Raw genomic sequence first — 20,938 nt, forward strand, 5'->3', positions numbered from 1 at the left:
TCCCGGACGCTCAGATGGAAGGGACCAGACGATCGTATATTTGTTGCAACGCAGATACGTGAGCCGCGTCAGAGAACCGACGATATGCGCTCTCCAGCGCGCAGTTGGTGATCGCAACCCTACGCGCATCGTCCCGAAGGATTATCTCAGCCATATCCGCGAACGCCTTCACCTCACCTGGAGGAACGAGAAAGCCATTCTCTTCATGACGAACGATGTCGACGTGTCCGCCGACGCGCGAAGCAACCACTGGCGTCTCGACAAGCATCGCCTCGACCAGTGACCGGCCAAAACCTTCGAACTCGCTTGGAGAAACCAGGACATCCATGCCGGACAAGTATTTCTCGACCGGATATCGAAAGCCGAGAAAATGCATGCGATCGCCGACGCCGCGCACCCAAGCGTATTCCTTGAGTTCATTCTCCAGACCTTCGGGATCCGCGCCCAGAAGCACACCATGCACCGGCCTATCGAACCGGCGCTGCAGTTCCGCCACCACATCGATGCAGATGTCAGCACGCTTGTACCGGACAAGTCTGCCAACCGATCCCAGCACCACGCTACTATCGGGCGCCCCAATCAACGACAGCAGGGCCGTCCGCTGTTCAGCCTTGTTGAAAGTCGTTTCCTGCCTGAACGGGTTGTAGACGACCTCCACATTTCGCCGCATCGGACCGAGCGCTTCCGCGACGGGATCGGAGATCGCGATTGTCTCGTTTGCCAGATACGGAATCGCCTTCCAAAGCATCGAATTGGACGCCGGCGTAGTGCGCTGATGCCAAACCATCTTTGCGCCGGATAATTTCGCAGCCAAAGGCCAGGTCAGGTTCATTCTGAGATCATTAGCGTGAACAATATCGATGCGGCGCTCTCGAATGAAGCGGCTCAATTTCGGCGCAGCTTTCAAAGCGGAGCAAACAATATCGAGCAGACGGGGCGTTGCTCCGGCAAAGGCATTCAGCGGCAGCGTGATGAATTCGAATTGCCGTTGACGAAGATGTTCCGCAAGAGGCCCCTCCGTATGCAGGACAATCATCGGCTCGAACCGGCTTCGATCGAGCCCTTCGATCAGCAAAAGGGTAGACAGGTGCGCGCCGCCAACGGAATCCCCGACGAAAGGAAAGCAGATACGCCGTGTCGCGCTCATAGCGGCCGGCCCGCCCAATCGAGCGAATGACGCCCAAGATATTGTGCCGTCAGCCAGGACACAACGTTGCGATGGCTTCTGTTGGTCAGCGCCACAGTGAACCAAGACACCGCTGCGTATTTTCGCAGCGGATCCATGACATGCGCGAAAACTCGCTTCTCGAATTTGTGCCAGCTATTCGCGCCGAAGGGCGCACACGCGATCCGCACCGCGCCACGTATCGGCCTAAGCCATGCCGGAGTTACCCAACGCGGCGCTGGCAGAAGGCTGGTCCAAACGCCACCCCAATTCGCCTCGACAAGGCTGTCTCTATAAAGCTTCTGGCCAAACTTAAGTGACATTGGCACCGACTGCCAGAAATCGAGATATTCGACGTCCCACAATGGTAAATGCCAATCCCATCCGAACACTTCGTACCCGCGCTGGTTTCCGAGCACGTATTTGCACTGACGGTTCTGAAATTCGAAAAACTCATAGAGTGCAAACGATAGGTCGGGATCGTCGAGCGGGGCATCGGCAGCGCGGAACTCGGACCAGACTGCCTGTTTGATGGCAGCGAGTGTGGTCGGCGTCTTGAGGTCGTCCCACAGGTCAAAATGCTTCGCAACCATGCAATCGAATATGAGGGCTTCGCGTAATTCACGGCTCATACCGTCGAGACACCCTGTCAGCCTCGCAGGAATATGATTGCCGGAAATAAAATCACCCGACTGACCGTTGACGATGATGCTGTCCTGCGGCGCCCAGTCCATGTGCCTGAGCTGCATGACAGGATACACATCCTGCTCGACAGGCGTCGCCACCAGATTGTCGGCCAAAGCCAGGTAACGCTGATAGTCAGCGGACGCCCGTGCTGCACGAAACTCCGCTGTCGTGGTCGGCAGCATGTGCCACGGATAACCAAGCTTGCCAGCGATCCGCCGCGCTGCCTCCGCTTCGTGATTCCCGGGCCTGCCATACGAGAAACATACGACATCGCGGCAACCTAGGTGCTTGAGACCCGACGCGATCAGACGCGAGTCCAGCCCAGCACTGAGTGGCAAAAGAATTCGCCTCCCGGCGGCCCTCGCCACAAGTTTTTCGAGAACGTGAGCGGTACCGTCGAGCAAATTGGCTCGCCACGCTTCTGCGCTCACGCCACGCTTGATCAACCATGGACGATAAAGCGCGTAACGCTCAGTGCTTGGAACGTCTCTTCCTTCAAAGACTGCAAACTGACCGGGCAGCAGCGCGGAGACCTTACGGTACAAGGTCCGGTCCGAGAGAACGTAGCCCGAGAGCGCTATTTCGTTCGCGCTCACTGCGTCAACGTCATTCACACCCAATTCAAGGCCGGCACGCACAGGCGCAGCATGATCGGACACAAGCCAGCGCCCTGAGCGATTGCGGGCGAACAATAGCGGAATGCTGCGTATCCGATCGACCGCAGCGATCGTGCGCACACCATCAGACACAACGAACGCGAAATTGCCGTCCAGCGATGCGAGCCGACGCGCGACTTCCGCGCGCGAAAGCGACAATAATTCAAGGAGAAAGTTGGCCTCGCCACCCAACGCGCGCGAAGCAAAATGCCCCTTAAACGCGACGCTCGCCCCCTGCTCGTTCTTCGTTAGGCGCCAGCCGTAGTCATTGCCCAACAAAATCTGCGCCGAGTCCTCAACTTCGAATTCAGGCATCCGCACGCTCTGGCACTACGCCTGATTTCAAAATGGCCAACCCGGCTTCGCCGCCATGGTGAAACAGCAAATCGATCGACGACATATATTCCAGAAATTCTCCAGCACCCTGCTCGTATCGCGGATGCCGATAGCGATGATATTCAACGTCGACACCAGCCCGTGCGAAGGCATCCGATTCCTCGATATATTCTTGCGAACCCGGCGCCGAGAGATAACGATCCGCGCCGCAGGACTGACAGATCGCCGCGAGCGCGTCTGCTTTCGCCCCGTCATACTCGATGGCCGAACTCCTCATGACCGGGGTCTCGATGCCAAATTTCTGGCAGAGCCAACCCGATAGGGCGATTGTGTAGTCCGCCAGACGCTCCTCGCGACGAGTCAACAACGCATGGAGTTCTTCCGCATAACGGCGAAACTCCTTGGCCTTCCGGTAAGCCATTTCAATACTGCGCCAATGCGAATCGGAAAAATTCGTCGTCCAATCGATGCAGACGTCGGCGATCTTTTGATCGCGCCGCCCTTTGTTAAATGTCGGAATCGAGAGCAACAATTCGCCATGTGCAGACTTGATCCGATTGCGGTGCTGCCATGATCGTCGAGCAAACTGCACGGTGTCGAGATAAACAAACATATCGACCCGATCGATCATCGCAAGATAACCGATCCAAGGCAGATACGTAGGTTGCATAATTGCGACGACGCGCGGTTCAGTCACGCGATATCATCCCAGCTCAGGGGGCCGCCCACGACGACAGCGCGCCGCGCTCGCTTGCCGAGAATACTTTCGTAGTGCCGCGGATGCAGACCGCCGCCCGGTCGCACAACTGCGACGTTTCGATCGGTAAACGCCTCTCCGACCGCAATGTCAGCCCGCGCATAGAGCGATCGTCTCCCAACATCCCGGTTAACGCGTTCCGAGGACCGCATAATCTTGCGCCCATCGCCACGTGCGGCCTCTGCATCACGGATCATCCGCACCATATCACGCATGACATCGGGCGCCGCCGAGAAGCGATGGTCCGGCCCCGACCTGTTAGGATCGTTGGTAATATGCTTTTCGATCGCGCACGCCCCGAGCATGACCGCCGCCAGCGGAATATGCGGACCGACCGTGTGGTCAGAAAAGCCGACCGGAAGACCGAATGCGCGCTTCATGGTGTCGATAGCAGCAAGGTTCACCTGATCCGGCTCCGATGGATATGATGAACAGCAATGCAACAAGACAATCGGACCAGCACCGCCGGAAGCGAGCACGTCGAGTGCCTCTTCGACCTCGGCCAGCGTCGCCATGCCGGTCGACAGGATAACCGGCTTTTTGGTCTGCGCCACTGCCTTAAGCAATGGAATATGGACGAGCTCGAAGGACGCGATCTTGTAGACGCAGTTTCCCAACGCCTCGGTGAAATCCAGATCGCGTGGATCGTACAAGGTCGTGAAGGGTAGCAGCCCTAGCTCGACGGAGCGATCAAAGATCGGCCGATGAAACTCCATTGGCATCGCGGTTTTCGAATACAATTCATAGAGATCGCGCGCGCCCCACACCGGATCGACCCGAAAGGTCGGATGCACACTCCGGATCGTTAGCGATTCCGGCGAATAGGTCTGGAGCTTAATCGCGGAAAATCCGGCCTCCGCCGCCAGCTTCACGAGTTCGAGCGCCTGGTCGAGATCCTGATCATGGTTCGCACTGACCTCGGCGATGAGAAAAGCCGGAGCGCCCTCTCCGATCACTGCACTCGTCGACTGGTACTGCACATTGATCATGGCTGTGACTTCAGGTTCGCGCGCGGCGTCTGATCTGACACTCGCACGTAGACTGTGAACTCGAATGGTGGCGCAGAGGGCTTTAAGAGATAATCATGACGCAATGTGACAAGTCCTGACAAATTCTGCTTGCAGAATTCGAACACTCGGCCGGGATCCAGATAAACCAGCCCATCATCGAAAAAATCGACATAGGTTGAAATCGCGTTGAACGCGATACCCTTTCGCGCTGCGGGCCGAAGCGCGGTCAGGATATCGGTCAGATAGGCGAAGCCATCGGCGCCTGGAACTCGATTGTTGAAAACACCGTTGATGAAAATGTAGTCAACGACCTCTCCAACCCCTGCCGATAGGACATCCCGGTTCTCAAATCGGCAATCGGGGAATTTAGAGCGAGCAATCGCGAGCTGCTGGTCCGAGATATCGACGCCGACATATTTGCCCTTGAAGCCCGCTCGCTCCCTCAAAAAAGACAACAGTTCAGCCGTGCCGCATCCGAAATCCAGCACGCTCGCCATCGGATCAAGGCCTATATCAGCGAGAATCGCAAAACGCGCCCAATGACTGGCCTTGTCGGAGTATTGCACCGCCTTCGGAGAGTCCGCGTGTTCATGCGCGAGCTTCGTGTAGTGAGCCCGCAAATAATCAATTTCCGCCCGATGGCCACTGTTAGTTGTCATCTTTGACACGTAACCAGCCACTCCGACTGGACCTGTTGCCCACCATTGTAGGTCGTGATGTACCGGTCGACATGCGTTTGCGCAAACTGTCCGGCAAACATCGCGTCTACCTCGGCCCGGGTAAACCCATACAGATCGTACGGAGTCGCAGCCCCAACCCTCATGTCGTCATTTGCCGCAAATAGCACCAGCGCTTGGCCTCCCGGGCGCAAGATGCGCGATACTTCCGCTACCGCACGCGCGGCGACTACAGGGCCAGCCGATTCGGAAACACCCACACAGATGACGAGACCAACACTTGCATCCGGCTCGGCGACGCTCTCGGCCCCCTCAACGCGAGTAACGGCCTTCAGGCCCGAGTGGGAGAGCCGATCGCGTGTACGCGCGATCCCCACACTTGAAATGTCGGTCGCGACTACATTGAAGCCCTCCCTCGCCAGAAACCAGGCGTTCACGCCAGTGCCGCAGCCGAGGTCCAGCGCGCGCGTCTGCCTCCGCACATGCGCGGAACACTTGCGGAAGCAAAACTGAACTACTTTTGTGGGAGGATAATTAGGCCCGCCCTGCTGATTCCAAGCGTCCCACTTTGCCCGCAGCTCGCTCACGACTCTCTCCCACGGGCTGTCTCGGCAAGTGCATGTGCGAGCCTGATCGCACCATCGGGAGGAACCCGTACGGGCCCGTTCCGGGCAAAGTCCCGTAGGGCCTGAGTGTCCGTCAGAAATTCGCTCAGGGCCCGCGTGATCACAGCAGACCTGTCCTCATTGTGTTGCAGATGAAGAACCTTGGCTATACGCAGGTCTGCGAACCGTTGAAAATAGTCCTTGTGTAACTCGTGCGGGATGATCAACAGGCACGGCAGTCCGAGGGCAGCACACTCATATCGGGTCAGGCCACCGGTTGTCACGACGACGTCGGCCCATTGGTAATGCTCAGACAGCGACGCCGGCGAGCGAACGATCTCGACGTTTGGCGCATGCGCCGTCAGAGCAGCCTCCTGCTTCGCGGCAAAGTAAGGGCCGACGATAATGCGAAGGCGGTATTGGTCCCGGAGTTCGCTGTGCAGGTAACAATCAGCAACTTGCGTCGTTAACTCCGCCGGATCACTACCCCCCATCGTTACCAGTACCCGGCGAACCGGGAATTGAATGTGACCTCGCAACGTCGCCGCCTGCTCGAGCCATGGTGCCAGCGGCGCATAGGTAGCGCCGGCAAGCCAGAGATCGCACCTGGGCCTTGGTCCCAACTCCACTCCCAGGTAAGGAGATGCGACAATGTCCGGACGAGCCAAACCGCTCGCATAACAAAGCTCGGCTACAGAGTCGATCAGCGCTACCGCCCTGCCGCGACGGTGATGTTCGTCAATCAGGCTAGCCACATAACGCTGGTGGTGGTTGTCACCAGAATGCATCAAATCGAGGACAGCAAGATTGCAAACCGCCTCAGCCTCTTGAGTCGTCGTCGCATCGTCTTCGACGACTCGGAACGGAATGGCTTGTTCAAGGACGAACGGAACAACTCCCCCACCCCGCATCTTGATGGAGAGCTCCGCCGACAAACCTATCCTCCCGCATGCCTGAAGGAGGTAAATACATCGCAAGAGGTGCCCCACGCCGGTGCTTCCTCCGACATCACACCGGAGCACGATGTCCACGCCGCTCATCGCAATCATTTTCCGGCACTGCATCTGAGCAAACCGGCCCGCGTCGGCGCGGGGGTGATGACTCTTGTAGAAACCACGTTAGGCTTATCGTCCGTCGAGGCTGAAATAGGACGCATCTTTACGGACAATTGTCAGATCCGGCGACCGCCCAAATACGATCGCGCATTCGGGCACATCCTGATCGAGAATAATGCACCCGGCGGACACGATGACGTTGTCGCCGATTCTGCAGCGGCCCAAAATCATGGCGCCGGCCATCATCTGCACATTCTTTCCAATCACCGGATAAATCGATTTGTTGTTGCCGACCGTGTTCTGCTGGCTGAACGAAAAATATTCGCCGTACCTCGCGCGGCCCAGCACCGTGCCGACGGGGTGATCGACGAAAAAGACAGACGGTAGTTCGACCTCATGGTAGATATCGACTGCGTTCAACATCTTGTTCAAGAAATAGACGCGGTCGGCCAGATCGGCCTGGCGCCCCAGGCTCAACGCCCGCGATAAAAAGTACAGGAAGATCGCATATTGTCCGCTGTGGAATGGCGAGAATTTCACTAACTCGTCGTCACGGTAATATTTGTTTGGCGTACGCTCGAAACAGTGAACGACGCGCGCTAGAACGCCCGGAAGCAGTTCCACGATCAAGCGCTCTTCATCGCCACTCAGTTGGAACGTAGAGCGCAGTTGCTTGCAAACCAGATCTGCCAACTCGGCGCTATCCAGCCTCAATTTCATTGCGCGCATCGCCGTTCCGCCTCCAGCACCTCGCTCCAGGATGGTAATGACCTCTTTGCCTTCAGATGGGAATACAACGCCTGCAGATGCTGATAGTCATTCGCGGTATCAAGCACCCAGCGAGCAGAGACGCCAGGCCCCCGCAAATTGATGGGTCGACGAGCGTGCCGATGTATCCACGGCGTAACGTGCTCGCGATCGTAAGTTGACAAAGCCTCGCGCGACGCATCTTCGAGACTTGCCTTCGGAAAAACCTCGCAATCCAGTCCTTGGGGCCAGCCAAACTCCTTGTCGATCGAGGCATAGTCCGATCCGCTGGTTCTATAGTGCTGGATCAAATCGCCACAAAGCCGCGGGTCCAGCAGCGGGCAATCTCCCGTGATCCGGACGACGATCTCCGCGTCGACAAGCCTTGCGGCACCGACGAAGCGGGCCAGCACGTCGGGAGACGAACCTCGATGGACGCGGTAGCCTTCCGACCGGCACAACTGAACGAGGCCATCGTCCTCCGGCAAATCGGTCGTCGCCAGAATCAGTTCTCGGCAGCCCTCAATGGCTCGGGCGCGCCGGAGCACCTGCAGCACGGAAGGCATACCACCCAGAGGGAGTAGCGATTTTCCGGGCAATCTGGAGGATCCCATCCGGGCCTGAACGATAACCACGGTCACAATCGATCAACCCTATCCGGCACAGATAGCCCGAAAGTCTTCGGGAGACGTGGCACATTCGCGCAATACGGCCTCGCGCAACTCGGCCAGGTTTATGCCAGGAACACCGCGCTCATCGTAGGTCGCATTGATGATTGCACAGCCTGACCGGATCAGACGCTCGCGGACTACGTCACCGATCGCATTGTTTCCGAGGTCGAGCAGAACAACCGCGATCCCGCTCGACATGGCCTTCCAGAATGTCGTTGTGTGAGCGTAATCAAAGACCGCGACGTCGCAGTTATCAAGTTCTTCTTCAAACAACGCGGTGCTCGTCGTGTAGTTCGATGCGAGCGGATGCGATTTCCCCAAGAGCAGCCCTTCAGGCGCGGGCTTGAGGACAAGATCAAGCTTCCATTCAGCGAGCGCTGAGGCGATCTGGTTTTGCCATAACAAATAGAGAGGATCAGGCAGAAAGGGAGGGTGAAACTGGCGTATACCCCTGAAAATGGTGGTGACGTAGAGAACGCGAGGCCGAGCCGAACGCGTGCGACGCCTCCGGACGACAGACCGAAATGTCGGGTCGCCTACCCCGGCCATTATCTCGCAATCCGTCTTCATGCCCTTCATCAAGTCGTCCTGATAGATGGCCTTGGCTGCGGATGTATTCGCCACATATGCGCTGCTGACGCAGAGTTCCATCAGATTGAAGGACTTGGGATCATGAACGAGCCCGACGCCTCCGCCATGGTCGAAGCGCCACGCCTCGCCCCCGCGCCGCAAGACCGTCAACCCAATGGCTCTGGATGACCATTTGCTGCCACTGCCGCTCCAGACGACTGACGGTAACGAGACGCCTTTCAGAGCCTCGAGGTCGCTCTGTGCGCGCGTGACCAGTGCCTCAACGCCCCGCCGCAAGAGTATTGCTGCTCGTTCGACGACTTTCGGCATGTCGTCGAGGCCCGGCTGCAAGCGCACAAGAAACCATTCGGTAGCGCGGCGGGTCAGATCGGGGTCGGCACGCCCAGCCGACGCGTGCCGACGCAAGATATCGTCGCCGCGCCGAAAGGCGATACCGAAATCACTGTGCAGCGCATATTCCTGCAATACCGGGTTGTGCGCAATCGCAACGGCGGAAGGCGCGAACATCGCTTTCAGCGCGGTTCGCGCCGTCGACCACGTCAGACTGCGAACCGCGCTTCGTGCGAACGACTCTATTGAGCCCATCGCGCGCTCGCTCTTGGGAACCGTCAGCGACGCCGCGTCGATGTCCTCGACGCGGCCGACGATAAAATCGAACAACGAGTGGCTTCCGGTCGTGGCCATGCCGGACATCGACTTATGCGCCAGAACGGTCGCTTCGACAACCGCGCATGCCCAGTGCACGCAGGTGGGCGCGGCGAGAGTCACGATGTCCGCGATATCCTTCTCGACATTGCTCAAATCAGTCTCGACCGACCAAAGCAATTTCACCAGGCGCGCGCGCGTATCGTCATAGGAAACTGGCCAATAGGCCGCACACATCCATTCGCTTCCGACCGTGGAATAGAGATCCAGGGGCAAGTCGGCGTCTTGACGCAAGCGCATGTACTTCAACGTCACTCTCGCAACAGCTTACCCAGTGCATCGACAACACGCCGTACGTCGCCCTCATTCATGTCGACCGATAGTGGCAAACTGAGGCAGCGTCGATAATACTCCGCCGCGCCGGGGAAGCAGTTCCTGTCGTTGGCGGCCCTCCAGTATGGCTGCCAAGGCACCGGAATGTAATGCACCTGGGTCCCGATACCGCTTGCGCGCAATTTATTCATCAGGGCCGCTCGCGACAGGCTGATGCGATCGAAATCGATCATCACGACATAAAGATGCCATCCTGACAGCACGCCGAGTCTCCGGCCCAGTGGCTTCAAAAGGGACGAATACGGTGCGAGCAGTTCGTCGTAGAGCCCAGCCAACAATTGCCTTTTCTGGACAAAACGTCCCAGCTTGCGCAACTGGCTGGCGCCGAGCGCGGCATTGATATCGCTGAGGCGATAGTTTGGCGCCGGCTCCGTCATTTCATAATACCAGGGATTTGGCCCGCCCATACTGTCCTTGCCCAGATCGTCGTTCAGCCACTTGGCCGGATCGCGCTCCAAACCGTGATTGCGCACGTCCTTCAAGCGCTGAGCGAGATCAGCACTCCGCGTTGTCACCGCACCGCCTTCGCCGCAGGTCACGGTCTTCACCGGGTGAAACGAAAATACGCTCATATCCGAATGCGCACACGAGCCGACGACCTCGGCCCGTCCAGATCGCGTGCTGTAACGCCCACCAAGCGCATGGCAGGCATCTTCGACAAGGGTTATGCCGCGAGCGCTCGCGATCTCATGCAGCACCTCCATGTCGCAGACTTGGCCGCCCAGATGGACCGGGTATGCGGCGCGGATCGCCTTGCCCTGTGCGGCTGCGATTGCGGCTTCGAACGTCTCCGGCGTCATGAGCCCGGTAGCTGGATCAACATCGGCAAACACGATGTCAGCCCCGGTCAGGCGCGGAGCCGAAGCAGTTGCGAGAAACGTGATGGCCGGCACGATGGCCACGTCCCCTTTCCGCAGACCAAGCGCCATCGCGGTCATGTGCAATGCAGCCGTCCCGCTGTTGCAAGAAACCGCAAAATCGGCGGAGGTTGCAGTGCAGATCTCGGACTCAAACCGCTCTACCGCTGGACCCGTGGTCAGCCAGTCACCTTTTAGCACATCGACAACGGCGTCGATATCGTCCTGCTCGATACGATGCCGTCCGTAAGCAAGGAAAGTCATCGGACACTTCTAGTTTTGCGAGACATGCGCGGACAGCAACGCATTCATGGCTTCAGGGCTTAGCCACTCGGAATTCGAGTCGCTCGAATATTCGAACGCCTCCGCCACGCTCCCATGCCGCGACCAGTACTCCATCGACTCGTCGATATTGATCATCGGCAGAATGGCGAAACGATCGTCAAGCTCAACGGTCAGGCGCGCATCATCTGCCGTGATCATGACCTCGTGGAGCTTCTCACCCGGCCGGATCCCGACGATCTCATGCGGCAAGTCGGGTGCAAGACAGCGCGCCAGATCGACAACCTTCATGCTCGGTATTTTTGGTACGAAAATCTCTCCGGCCCGCATCATGCTCAGGCAGGATAGCACGAACTCAACCCCCTGACCGAGCCCGATCCAGAACCGAGTCATGTCGGGATGAGTGATCGGCAGCTTGGTCGCCCCGCCTGCGATCAGCCGCTGGAAAAACGGCACCACGCTGCCACGCGAGCCGAAGACATTTCCGTAACGCACCACAGCAAAGCGCGTACCGTCTTTTCCCGCCAAGTGATTGGCCGCGACGAAAATCTTATCGGATGCGAGCTTGCTGCTACCGTACAGATTGATCGGATTGGCGGCCTTGTCGGTGGAGAGCGCAATTACGCGCTTCACGTTCTGGCGCAGCGCCGCGCGAACCACATTCTCGGCGCCATACACGTTCGTATGGATGCACTCGAACGGATTGTATTCCGCGATGCTGACATGTTTCAAAGCCGCAGCATGAATGACGTAATCGATTCCACTCATCGCCAACTCGAGACGATCGCGGTCGCGCACATCTCCGATGAAATAGCGCAGCTCCGGGTGCTTTGAAGTCGGCAACGAATTCGCCATGTCGAACTGCTTCTGCTCGTCGCGCGAAAACACTACAAGTCGCCGCAACTTGTGATTGCCCAGCAGGTACCTGACGAATGCCTGGCCGAAGCTGCCGGTCCCGCCGGTGACCAGTACAGACTTGCCGTTCAGATCCACATCGGCGGTCAGAAAATTTCGCAACATGCTTCGGTCATCCAAAGTAAACGTTATCGGCTCTAAGCTCGCCTCTCGCCATAGCGGAGACATAGTTCTTGTGTGCCGCCTCATACCATGACGAGCGCTTTAGCAGTTCTTTGTGCGGGCCGACCGCATCCACCAGACCATCCTTAAGCACCACGATCTGCGAAGCATGAACGACGGTCGTAAGGCGATGCGCTACGACGATAATCGTGACATCGAGATTGCGCCGGATGCTGTTAAGGGTCTCTACAAAGCTCATCTCCGACTCGGCATCGAGGCTGCTCGTCGGCTCGTCCAGCACCAGCAGCGCTCCGCGTCGCACAATCGCACGAGCGAGGTCAAGCCTTTGGCGCTGCCCTCCGGACAGGCGCACCGCGTATTCGCCGAGAGGGCTGTCGAAACCATTCGGCAACGATGTGATGAAATCGTAAGCCCCAGCTAGCCGCGCCGCCTCAACCACTTCATCCAGAGTAGCATCTTGCTTGCCCAACCGGATATGATCCATCGGGCTGCCATCGAAAATCTGCGGGCTCTGCGGCACGTAGGCAATCTGTCCGCGCAAGGATCCCAGCCGGTAATCCTCGAGTGGCACGTCGTCGATCAGGATCCGTCCGAAGGTACACTGCCTCAGGCGCGGCAGAAGATCGATCAATGTCGATTTCCCCGCACCGGACGGCCCGACGATCGCCGTAAAGGTTCCTGCGGGGAGAAACAGGTTAACATTGCTGAGGGCAAACCGATCCGTCTGTGGATACTTGTAGCTCACGCTCTGAAACGAAACGCCGCGCTCGATCCGGCTTAGCGGCTTCGTACCAGTGTCGATTTCCCGATCGGTTCGCAACGCCGAAAGGCGTCGCGAAAGATTTTCAGCGCTTCCGGATGACGAGAGTACGAGCTGATACCCTTTCATCACGTCCCGAGCGACTGGCAGGAGCCGCAGCACCACCAACAGAAACAAGGCCAGTTGCTCGCTGCTGACAGAGAATACCTCGACAGCAAGGAAAAGCAGAAGAAACACCATCCCGAGAACGATAGGCTCGACCGCGACCGAGATGAGGGCAATCAACCGCTCGACATGCATCATCGTGTCGCGCTGGCGAGTGGCATAAGTTCTCATCGCGGCACGTTCGGCCGCTTCGGTTCCGGACAGGCGAACGAGCCGCACCGACATCAGCCGCTCGATCAAAAATCGACTCATGTCCGTATTGGCTACGGTCGCAGCGCGACCCGCCTCCCCGGTCTGCCGCCACAACAATCGAACCGGCATCAGGCCGATTGTCATCACGATTGCGCCCACCAATGTCATCTGCCACGAGGTCCAAAGCATCAACGCGCCGTAAATCACTGCTAGGACAACGGCATTCGAGATGCTGACGAGGCCGGATAATGTCTGACTGAAGCGCTGCAGTTCCAGAGTTAACCCGTTTACAATCTCGCCTTTGGCCTCCATTTCCTGTCGGGATACCGAAGCCGCGAGATAGCTGTCGAACATCCGCAACCGCACGCTGCGGATAAAATCCTCGCGAAGCGAGGCGACACTCATGGTCCGGACATAGCTCAGTGCTTGCCGGAGCAAGAGCAGAATAAAGATGCAAGAAAGAAGAAGCGCCAGCGAGACCCTAACACCCAGGATATCGGCGAATTGATGGATCAGCTGCCAGTAACTCTTGTCCGCCAGCGCCGCGAGATTCTTGTGCTGCGAGACGTAGTCGTAGACCGGGACTACCATCAGGACGCCGGCACTTTCTACCAGCGTGACGAGGATCGACAACACGACGACGAGCGCGAGCCGTCGCAACGACAGCCCCATCGATCGCGCTATTCGCAGAAACTCGATAATCGACATTGCTTCGATACTAGGCCGGCTGATTTCGGAGACCGATCTGGACGCAAGGCACTACTTAACGACGGCGTTGCGAGCGCCATCCTTGTCAGCGCCGTGCCTGCCCGCGATCAGATATTGAAACATCGGGTCCAGCCGCTCGGAAAGCGTACCGGTAATGTCACGATATGTCTGCGGCGACATCATATCGGAATAGTCCACTGCACCACGAAAGTGGAAGTGCGACTTCTCATCTGCCGAAAACTGGAACTCCCGCGCCTTCTGCTTGTCGAGGGAAAAATGATCGACGGCCTCCTGAAGGACCGGCCTCGGCAAATCTACGTCAAACAGGTAGCTCACCATTTCGCCAAATCCGCCCACCGGATCCTTGTGCAAATCCTCGTAGTTGAAAACGCGCAGCCTCACGTGCGGACGGCGCGCGAAATTCGCCCAGGAGTTATAGAACTTCAGACATCGTTCCAATGCGCCTCCATGGACGAATTCCTCGAAACTCCGATCAGATCGACGGCTGCGATAATAGCTGAACAACATCGTCGGAATATTCCGCGCGACAATCACCGTTTTCGCCGCATCCAGCCCCCAAAGGGGGGATTCCTTCCACGAACCGTGCGTATGAAAGCAAAGATCGACATCGAGAGTTGGAAATCTGCGCGATAGCCTTTCCTGGCGGCGAGATCGCGCGTCAGCCGGATAGAAAATGGTCGCCTTACGCACGCTGTGCAGCAACGTTCCCCCGCTCTCATACTGGATAGAGTATTCGCCGAGAAACTGCTTGTGCAGGGCATAGTTGATGACGTCAGCGCTCCAGTTCCAGCCCGATTTGGGAAATGTGGCGAAAAGGACGGACTTGCTTTTGTCGCGGAAAACCAGCCGCAGAAATTGCAGATTTCGCGTCCGCATGTCGGCCTTGTTTGACCTCATGGCCAAATGTCGGGCGAGTGAGATCGGACGCATGTCGAAAATCATTTTCATCTGCACCGATTGAAGTTCTTGCTCATTGCTACCGCACGACGGGTGAATCATCACCCGCCGGCACGTACAGGAAGCGACGACAGATTGTTAAGCCGCCGCTATCGAAGCCGAGTCGAGCATCACGCGCGTTTCGCGGCCCAGGAATTCGAGAAGCACCGCCACCCGCTCGTCGTCGGACATCCCGTCGAACAATCCCGCACGGCCAGCAAACACACCGTCGAGCACCTGCACCGGCGCTCCCATCGGCAACGGAACCCGATCGATGATCCGAACAAGCCCCTTCACCTCGGAACGTCTCAGATCCGCGATAAAGCGATCGGGCAGCGGAACAGGCACGCCATCCCGGCAAAGCAGCTCAACCACCCCAATCGTTGACCGGATCGAACGCCATTGCTGGCGCAATGGATCGAATTTCACGAATGCATAGCAAGGAAACAGAGGCGCGCAAATCAGCTCGACTTTTCGAGCGTGACTCCGCCGCTTCTGATAACGGGGCAAGTAGACCTCAAAGCCTTGGCGCGACAGGTGCCTCTGCGCGTCGAATTCGCGGCGAGAATGGGTCCGCACGACATGCCATTGTGAAGCGAAGACATCGTTCACGCTGCAGCTCCGCGTGAAACCATCTTCGACAGCAACAATTCGGGCGCATAAACGCGATCACTACCGAACTTTTTCACGGCTGTCCGATAAATCTCTCGCGTCTTGCTCAGATCGGTTACAACCACTGCCTCCACATCGGATAATTCGTCCAGCGAACGAACCACGGGAATGCCGCCGAATTCGGTCGCTTCGAGCAAAGGATCGACAACGAGCACAATGGCGACATCGTGCTCAGGCGCACAAAGTCGGGCAATTTCGGCAAGATCGGTAGCCCCAATCAACGCCACTCGACGCCAGCCCCGCGTTCGGATTTCCGCAAGGACCGATGCGCAATCCGCACGGGCGCGCCTGAAGAAGGCGAGCGAATGCGAGAGGTAACTGACGGTCAGGCGGGATTTTTCAGCAAAGCCACGCGGCGTGAGGTAGTATTTATAACGCTTTGCGGGTGCCTGCTTAAACTTGATCAGTCCCTTGTTGACGCACTTTTTCAGATATGCGTTGACGAGGCCGAGCGCGACGCCCATTTCGGTCGCGAGATGGCGTTGCGACTGAAGGCCATTGGCTTCGACGCTTTCGAGCAAGCGCAGAACCACGCGATCGGCATTTTCGTGACGCTGAGCGGTTTTCATGCCTTTCCTCTTGCCATGACTTAGAGCGTTCAGTAATTGAACGTCAAGCCCCTTACGTTCACAATTTGAACACTTTCACCTAGGACGTGATCCGTCATGTGCGGCATCGTCGGACTTTTCACACTCGACGAAGGCCCCCGCTCCAGCCTGGTGGCTGTGACCACCATGATGGCCGACACCATGCCACATCGCGGACCTGACGGTCATGGGGCCTGGGGCGATCCGGAGGCCGGCATCGGTCTCGGCCATCGCCGGCTCGCCATCGTTGATTTATCCGATACCGGCAAACAGCCGATGCATTCGGCGGATGGCCGCTACGTCATCACCTACAATGGTGAAGTCTATAACTTCCAGGATTTGCGTAGCGAACTATCTGCGCGAGGCCACGTGTTTCGGGGCACATCCGACACCGAAGTGATGCTCGCCGCCTTCGCGCAATGGGGCGTGAATGAAGCAGTGAAGCGCTTCGTCGGGATGTTCGCTTTCGCACTGTTCGACCGGCGGGAACGCAAACTTCATCTCGTTCGCGATCGTCTCGGCGTAAAGCCGCTTTACTGGACCGATTGCGACGGCACGATCCTGTTCGGTTCGGAATTGCGCGCGCTTCGTGCGCATCCGGAATTTCGGGGCGAAATTGATCGCGACGCGATGGCGGCGATTGTTGCCTACAGCTATATCCCTGCGCCGGCGACCGCTTACAAAAGCGTGTTCAAGTTGCCCGCCGGATCCATTCTCACTTTTGAGAAAGGCCACGCGCCGGAGCTCACCCACTATTGGCGCATCGAAGATGTCGCGTCATCGAGCGGCCAAAGAATGCTCAGCGCAGATGACGCTGCCGACGCATTGGATGCATTGCTGCATGATGCAATCCGTCGGCGCATGATCGCGGATGTCCCGGTCGGCGCATTTCTGTCCGGCGGGATCGATTCGTCGACGGTCGTTGCCATCATGCAGGCGGAGACGAGCCGTCCGGTGCGGTCGTTTACTGTCGGGTTCAGCGATGCCACTCACGACGAGTCGGCCATCGCGCGACAGGTCGCACAACATCTTGGCACCGATCACACCGAAATTCGCCTCGAGGACAAGGACGCGCTCGAGTTGGTGCCGTCCATTCCGGACTGGTTCGACGAACCGTTCGGCGATTCGTCGCAACTCCCGACCTATCTGGTATCGAGGGCCACTCGCCAGCATGTCACCGTGGCCCTGTCCGGCGATGGCGGCGACGAACTATTTGCGGGCTATCCGAAATATCGCTGGCTGGAGCGGCTCTGGCGCAGCGCTGGCGCCCTGCCACGGCCGTTGCGCGCCACCGCAGGTCAGTTGCTGGGCGCATTACCGGAGCGCATGTTGCAGCCGGCCGCACGCACCATCCTGGATGCCGCTCGCGCCGACCGCGTGGGGGAAAAGGCGCGCCGGCTCGCTCTTGCCCTGCGTGCGCAACACATCGATGGCGCAGCACTAGCGCTGGCGCGCGTCGGCTTCGATCAGAACCTGGTCAACGGAACGACGCGTGGCTACCGGTTGCATTCGCTTCCAGGCCTTCCGGAAGGCCTAGATTACATCTCGCGTATGCAGGCCATCGATATTGCCACCTATCTGCCGGACGACATCCTGACGAAGGTTGATCGCTGCTCGATGGCGGTGTCACTCGAGTCGCGGGAGCCTTTGCTCGATCATCGGTTGATCGAATTTGTCTGGTCGCTGCCGCCGGCAATCCGACAAGGCAACCGGCCGAAGGGCCTCCTCCGCGCCGTACTCTCTCGCTATGTGCCATCCGAGTGGATGGATCGGCCCAAGCGCGGTTTTTCCATCCCTCTGGCGAACTGGTTGCGTGGCCCGTTGCGCGATTGGGCATCGACACTACTCGCCCCCGCACGAGTGCGGCAGGAGGCGTTGTTTGATCCGGCGGCAATCGACCGGCTCTGGCAGCGGCATCTCTCCGGCGCGGAGAACCATGCTACAGGTCTCTGGAACGTGTTGATGGTCAGGGCGTGGATGGAACGGTGGCATAAGACATGAACCGGACAGCGAATCCCATCAACGTCGATGAAAAGGTCGCTCGCGGTTTCGGCGACGAATGGTCGACCTTCCGCCAGGGCGAGGATGACCTCACGCCGGAACAGCGGCAGTCTATTTTTGAAAACTACTTCGCGGTGTTTCCGTGGGGATCCCTCCCGAAAGACGGCGGCGTCGGCATCGACGTCGGCTGCGGCAGCGGTCGCTGGTCGATGGGCGTAGCGCCCCGCGTCAGCCATCTGCATGCGCTCGATGCAAGCGCCGATGCCCTCGCGGTGGCACGCCAGAATCTCGCGCCCTTTCGCAATGTGACCTTCCATCACGCGAGCGTCGGCAATATCCCCTTGCCCGATCGGTCCCTCGACTTCGCGTTCTCGCTGGGTGTGCTCCACCACGTTCCCGATACCCAGGCCGCGATCAACGCGATCGCAGCCAAGCTCAAGCCGGGCGCACCGTTCCTGATCTATCTCTACTATGCCTTCGACAATCGTCCCGCCTGGTTCCGTGGCGTCTGGGCAATCAGCGACGTCGTCCGCAAGGTCGTCTCGCGCATGCCGCATGCGGCGCGCTTCGCCATCAGCCAGGCTATCGCGGCGTTCGTCTATTGGCCGCTGACGCGCCTGGCGCTGATCGCTGAGCGGCTCGGAAAAAACCCGAATGCAATCCCGCTGTCGTGGTATCGCGACAAGTCCTTCTACGTGATGCGGACCGATGCATACGACCGCTTCTGCACGCGGCTCGAACAGCGTTTCACGCGAGTCCAAATCTCCAACATGCTGACCAAAGCCGGATTTCACGACATCGCGTTTTCAGAACGCGAGCCCTTCTGGTGCGCGGTTGGATTAAAGAAATAGCGCGCGTTTAACGCGCGGGCTGCTGCGCCGCCGCCGATACGCCGGCGCCGTCCGACTCGAACCCGACGAACGGATCAAGCCCGTGCTGACGGCATTGCGCCAGCACGCTTCCGACGTCGATGCGATCCCTGGAAAGTTCGATCAGCCTTGCCTGCCGGGCCAGACCGTCTCGCGTTTCGATGACGGCGATAAACGGCCGATACCCGACCCACGCGCCGGAATCGACCTGGGCGTTCAACTGGCCGCAATAATACTCGGTCTCGGCAGGAGATTTCGGAAACTTCGTCCAGCGGAATTCCGCGAAGGCAGGGTTCGGCAGCGTCGCAACCACGCCCTGCCGCACGACCGCCTTTTCGGCTTCACTGAAGCGGCGCAGGTCCTCGGTGGGATAGCGCGCAGGGATAGCCGTCGCCGGAACCAGAGGGTTCTCACGAAGGCAGCCTGTGCAGCACAACGCTACGGTGGCGAGCGCAAGGAACTTCTTCATCACAGCGGGTGCGCGAAAGGACGTGGCGTGAAAAGGTTCGATTCCCAAAGCAACGCAAACAGCCTAACGAGCGCCGGAGCCCTTGGCGACATCGTGGCCTGCCCGGGCCGGAGACTTTGACCGAACGTGTCATATTAGTCACAAAACATGCATCACATTGAAAAATAAAGATATTTTATCCCGCTCTGCCCGTGACGGCTGCAGGGCTGGAGTTGTCCCCGTGCCCCGGAATTTACGTTTTACCCCGAGGTTATCGTCGGCTAATTGAAGGCGTTTCGTTGACAAGGTCCGGCCTTGGCTCGCGGCGCCGATTCTTTGGAAAGTTTCAATTCATGGCGGAAGCCACTGTGAAGGCGAAATCGGGCGCGAGCGATCGCGACGCCAGCATTATCCGTTCCGGTCTACAGACCCTCGACGCCGCAGGCAGCGGTATCGCAGCTCTGTCCGGGGCACTGCGCGACGGGCTCGGCCGTGCATTCACGGCGGCTGTCGAAATCATCGATGCTCGCCGAAAGGATGAAACCAAGGGCCGCCTCATCGTCACCGGCATGGGAAAATCCGGCCACGTGGCGCGCAAACTCGCGGCGACGTTTGCGTCAACCGGCACGCCGGCGTTTTTCGTGCATCCGAGCGAAGCGAGCCACGGCGACCTTGGCATGATCCAGGATGAGGATGTGATCCTTGCCCTGTCATGGTCAGGTGAAACCGCCGAACTGAAGAATATCATCGATTACGCGAAGCGCCGGAATATCGCGTTGATCGGCATGACCTCGGATGCGAACTCCACGCTCGGTCGCGCTTCCGATGTGGTTCTGACGTTGCCGCAGGTACGCGAAGCCTGTCCGCACAATCTGGCCCCCACAACATCCTCGCTCATGCAGCTTGCGCTCGGCGATGCGCTGGCAATCACCCTTCTGGAAACCCGCGGATTCTCGCCAACCGATTTCCATGTGCTTCACCCCGGTGGACGGCTGGGCGCATTGCTGAAGCTGGCGCGCGATGTGATGCGGACCGGAACTCAGATGCCGACGGTGATTTTGGGCGCCCGGATGTCGGACGCCGTGGTCGAAATGTCCGCAAAGGGACTGGGCTGCGTCGGCATCGTGGATGCGCATGGGTCGTTGTGCGGGATCATCACCGACGGCGATCTGCGCCGCCATATGGGTCCGGGACTGACGGAATCTGCAGTCGAAGACGTGATGACACGCAATCCGAAAACATGCCGCCCGGATCAACTCGTCAGTGAAGTGATCGAGGTGCTCAACTCGTCCAAAATCACCGCGATGTTCGTGGTCGAGGAGCATCGTCCGGTCGGCATCCTGCATCTGCATGACCTTCTGCGCATGGGCGCAGCCTGACCTGTCTGTCATGCATGCGCTGATCGAG

At 58.6% G+C, this 20,938-nt stretch carries 20 protein-coding genes; 3 read left to right on the forward strand and 17 right to left on the reverse strand.

Annotated features, from left to right (window positions below; genetic code table 11):
* Positions 1 to 10: 10 nt before the first annotated feature.
* The 16 genes from VNZ93_RS17775 to VNZ93_RS17845 all read right to left on the reverse strand — a co-directional run bounded on the left by VNZ93_RS17775 (position 11) and on the right by VNZ93_RS17845 (position 16,195).
* Entirely contained in the window at positions 11 to 1,147 is a 1,137-nt protein-coding gene (locus VNZ93_RS17775; RefSeq protein WP_325708093.1) for a glycosyltransferase, read from the reverse strand.
* Positions 1,144 to 2,823: an asparagine synthase-related protein gene (locus tag VNZ93_RS17780; protein ID WP_325708097.1), complete on the reverse strand. Its 1,680-nt coding sequence runs from the start codon at positions 2,821 to 2,823 to the stop codon at positions 1,144 to 1,146. Before VNZ93_RS17780 ends, VNZ93_RS17775 begins: the two co-directional genes overlap by 4 nt.
* Entirely contained in the window at positions 2,816 to 3,541 is a 726-nt protein-coding gene (locus tag VNZ93_RS17785; protein WP_325708100.1) for a WbqC family protein, read from the reverse strand. Before VNZ93_RS17785 ends, VNZ93_RS17780 begins: the two co-directional genes overlap by 8 nt.
* Positions 3,538 to 4,590, reverse strand: a complete 1,053-nt coding sequence (gene pseI, locus VNZ93_RS17790; protein ID WP_325708102.1) for a pseudaminic acid synthase — start codon at positions 4,588 to 4,590, stop codon at positions 3,538 to 3,540. Before pseI ends, VNZ93_RS17785 begins: the two co-directional genes overlap by 4 nt.
* Complete coding sequence (locus VNZ93_RS17795; RefSeq protein ID WP_325708151.1) at positions 4,587 to 5,270, reverse strand: class I SAM-dependent methyltransferase; 684 nt, start codon at positions 5,268 to 5,270, stop codon at positions 4,587 to 4,589. The genes pseI and VNZ93_RS17795 overlap by 4 nt, the downstream gene beginning before the upstream one ends.
* Positions 5,267 to 5,875, reverse strand: a complete 609-nt coding sequence (locus tag VNZ93_RS24945) for a class I SAM-dependent methyltransferase (protein WP_414710112.1) — start codon at positions 5,873 to 5,875, stop codon at positions 5,267 to 5,269. Before VNZ93_RS24945 ends, VNZ93_RS17795 begins: the two co-directional genes overlap by 4 nt.
* The gene (locus VNZ93_RS17800) at positions 5,872 to 6,828 is read right to left on the reverse strand and encodes a glycosyltransferase (protein WP_325708105.1); all 957 of its coding nucleotides are present in this window, start codon (positions 6,826 to 6,828) and stop codon (positions 5,872 to 5,874) included. The genes VNZ93_RS24945 and VNZ93_RS17800 overlap by 4 nt, the downstream gene beginning before the upstream one ends.
* 189 nt (positions 6,829 to 7,017) lie before the next feature.
* Positions 7,018 to 7,677, reverse strand: coding sequence for a hypothetical protein (locus VNZ93_RS17805; protein ID WP_325708107.1), 660 nt, complete (start codon positions 7,675 to 7,677; stop codon positions 7,018 to 7,020).
* Positions 7,665 to 8,336 carry a glycosyltransferase family protein gene (locus VNZ93_RS17810; protein WP_325708110.1) on the reverse strand — a complete coding sequence of 224 codons (672 nt, stop codon included), beginning with the start codon at positions 8,334 to 8,336 and terminating at the stop codon, positions 7,665 to 7,667. The genes VNZ93_RS17805 and VNZ93_RS17810 overlap by 13 nt, the downstream gene beginning before the upstream one ends.
* Before the next feature lie 12 nt (positions 8,337 to 8,348).
* Positions 8,349 to 9,911 (reverse strand): hypothetical protein, encoded by a 1,563-nt coding sequence (locus VNZ93_RS17815; RefSeq protein ID WP_325708113.1) that lies wholly within the window; start codon positions 9,909 to 9,911, stop codon positions 8,349 to 8,351.
* Positions 9,912 to 9,913: 2 nt separating this feature from the next.
* Positions 9,914 to 11,116: a UDP-4-amino-4,6-dideoxy-N-acetyl-beta-L-altrosamine transaminase gene (pseC, locus tag VNZ93_RS17820; protein WP_325708116.1), complete on the reverse strand. Its 1,203-nt coding sequence runs from the start codon at positions 11,114 to 11,116 to the stop codon at positions 9,914 to 9,916.
* 9 nt (positions 11,117 to 11,125) lie between these two features.
* The gene (gene pseB / locus VNZ93_RS17825; RefSeq protein ID WP_325708154.1) at positions 11,126 to 12,154 is read right to left on the reverse strand and encodes a UDP-N-acetylglucosamine 4,6-dehydratase (inverting); all 1,029 of its coding nucleotides are present in this window, start codon (positions 12,152 to 12,154) and stop codon (positions 11,126 to 11,128) included.
* Between the two features lie 7 nt (positions 12,155 to 12,161).
* Positions 12,162 to 13,997, reverse strand: coding sequence for an ABC transporter ATP-binding protein (locus VNZ93_RS17830; RefSeq protein ID WP_325708119.1), 1,836 nt, complete (start codon positions 13,995 to 13,997; stop codon positions 12,162 to 12,164).
* 51 nt (positions 13,998 to 14,048) lie between these two features.
* Complete coding sequence (locus VNZ93_RS17835) at positions 14,049 to 14,960, reverse strand: sulfotransferase domain-containing protein (protein ID WP_325708122.1); 912 nt, start codon at positions 14,958 to 14,960, stop codon at positions 14,049 to 14,051.
* A 93-nt stretch (positions 14,961 to 15,053) separates the two neighbouring features.
* Positions 15,054 to 15,566 carry a transcriptional activator RfaH gene (locus tag VNZ93_RS17840; protein WP_325708124.1) on the reverse strand — a complete coding sequence of 171 codons (513 nt, stop codon included), beginning with the start codon at positions 15,564 to 15,566 and terminating at the stop codon, positions 15,054 to 15,056.
* Positions 15,563 to 16,195, reverse strand: coding sequence for a winged helix-turn-helix transcriptional regulator (locus tag VNZ93_RS17845; protein ID WP_325708127.1), 633 nt, complete (start codon positions 16,193 to 16,195; stop codon positions 15,563 to 15,565). Before VNZ93_RS17845 ends, VNZ93_RS17840 begins: the two co-directional genes overlap by 4 nt.
* Positions 16,196 to 16,291: 96 nt before the next feature.
* On the opposite strand from VNZ93_RS17845, the gene asnB reads away from it, so the two are divergent.
* Together asnB and VNZ93_RS17855 are read left to right on the forward strand one after the other, a co-directional pair.
* Entirely contained in the window at positions 16,292 to 18,214 is a 1,923-nt protein-coding gene (asnB, locus tag VNZ93_RS17850) for an asparagine synthase (glutamine-hydrolyzing) (protein ID WP_325708129.1), read from the forward strand.
* A complete protein-coding gene (locus VNZ93_RS17855) occupies positions 18,211 to 19,065 on the forward strand; it encodes a class I SAM-dependent methyltransferase (RefSeq protein ID WP_325708132.1) in 855 nt (284 codons plus the stop codon). The genes asnB and VNZ93_RS17855 overlap by 4 nt, the downstream gene beginning before the upstream one ends.
* A gap of 7 nt (positions 19,066 to 19,072) precedes the next feature.
* Here VNZ93_RS17855 and VNZ93_RS17860 read toward each other — a convergent pair whose 3' ends face one another.
* Positions 19,073 to 19,552 (reverse strand): hypothetical protein, encoded by a 480-nt coding sequence (locus VNZ93_RS17860; protein WP_325708134.1) that lies wholly within the window; start codon positions 19,550 to 19,552, stop codon positions 19,073 to 19,075.
* Positions 19,553 to 19,884: 332 nt separating this feature from the next.
* Here VNZ93_RS17860 and VNZ93_RS17865 point away from each other — a divergent pair, with 332 nt between their 5' ends.
* Complete coding sequence (locus tag VNZ93_RS17865) at positions 19,885 to 20,910, forward strand: KpsF/GutQ family sugar-phosphate isomerase (protein WP_325708137.1); 1,026 nt, start codon at positions 19,885 to 19,887, stop codon at positions 20,908 to 20,910.
* The last annotated feature ends 28 nt before the right edge of the window (positions 20,911 to 20,938 follow it).

Source organism: Pseudorhodoplanes sp. (genome assembly GCF_035565795.1).
Lineage (GTDB): Bacteria > Pseudomonadota > Alphaproteobacteria > Rhizobiales > Xanthobacteraceae > Pseudorhodoplanes.

Bases quoted from the DNA above. Each gene is read 5' to 3' on its own strand.
- VNZ93_RS17795 (WP_325708151.1), bottom strand. From the start codon at position 5,270: ATGACAACTAACAGTGGCCATCGGGCGGAAATTGATTATTTGCGGGCT.
- pseB (WP_325708154.1), bottom strand. From the start codon at position 12,154: ATGTTGCGAAATTTTCTGACCGCCGATGTGGATCTGAACGGCAAGTCT.
- VNZ93_RS17805 (WP_325708107.1), bottom strand. From the start codon at position 7,677: ATGCGCGCAATGAAATTGAGGCTGGATAGCGCCGAGTTGGCAGATCTG.
- VNZ93_RS17865 (WP_325708137.1), top strand. From the start codon at position 19,885: ATGGCGGAAGCCACTGTGAAGGCGAAATCGGGCGCGAGCGATCGCGAC.
- VNZ93_RS17855 (WP_325708132.1), top strand. From the start codon at position 18,211: ATGAACCGGACAGCGAATCCCATCAACGTCGATGAAAAGGTCGCTCGC.
- VNZ93_RS17845 (WP_325708127.1), bottom strand. From the start codon at position 16,195: ATGAAAACCGCTCAGCGTCACGAAAATGCCGATCGCGTGGTTCTGCGC.
- VNZ93_RS17835 (WP_325708122.1), bottom strand. From the start codon at position 14,960: ATGATTTTCGACATGCGTCCGATCTCACTCGCCCGACATTTGGCCATG.
- asnB (WP_325708129.1), top strand. From the start codon at position 16,292: ATGTGCGGCATCGTCGGACTTTTCACACTCGACGAAGGCCCCCGCTCC.
- VNZ93_RS17775 (WP_325708093.1), bottom strand. From the start codon at position 1,147: ATGAGCGCGACACGGCGTATCTGCTTTCCTTTCGTCGGGGATTCCGTT.
- pseC (WP_325708116.1), bottom strand. From the start codon at position 11,116: ATGACTTTCCTTGCTTACGGACGGCATCGTATCGAGCAGGACGATATC.
- pseI (WP_325708102.1), bottom strand. From the start codon at position 4,590: ATGATCAATGTGCAGTACCAGTCGACGAGTGCAGTGATCGGAGAGGGC.
- VNZ93_RS17860 (WP_325708134.1), bottom strand. From the start codon at position 19,552: ATGAAGAAGTTCCTTGCGCTCGCCACCGTAGCGTTGTGCTGCACAGGC.
- VNZ93_RS17780 (WP_325708097.1), bottom strand. From the start codon at position 2,823: ATGCCTGAATTCGAAGTTGAGGACTCGGCGCAGATTTTGTTGGGCAAT.
- VNZ93_RS17830 (WP_325708119.1), bottom strand. From the start codon at position 13,997: ATGTCGATTATCGAGTTTCTGCGAATAGCGCGATCGATGGGGCTGTCG.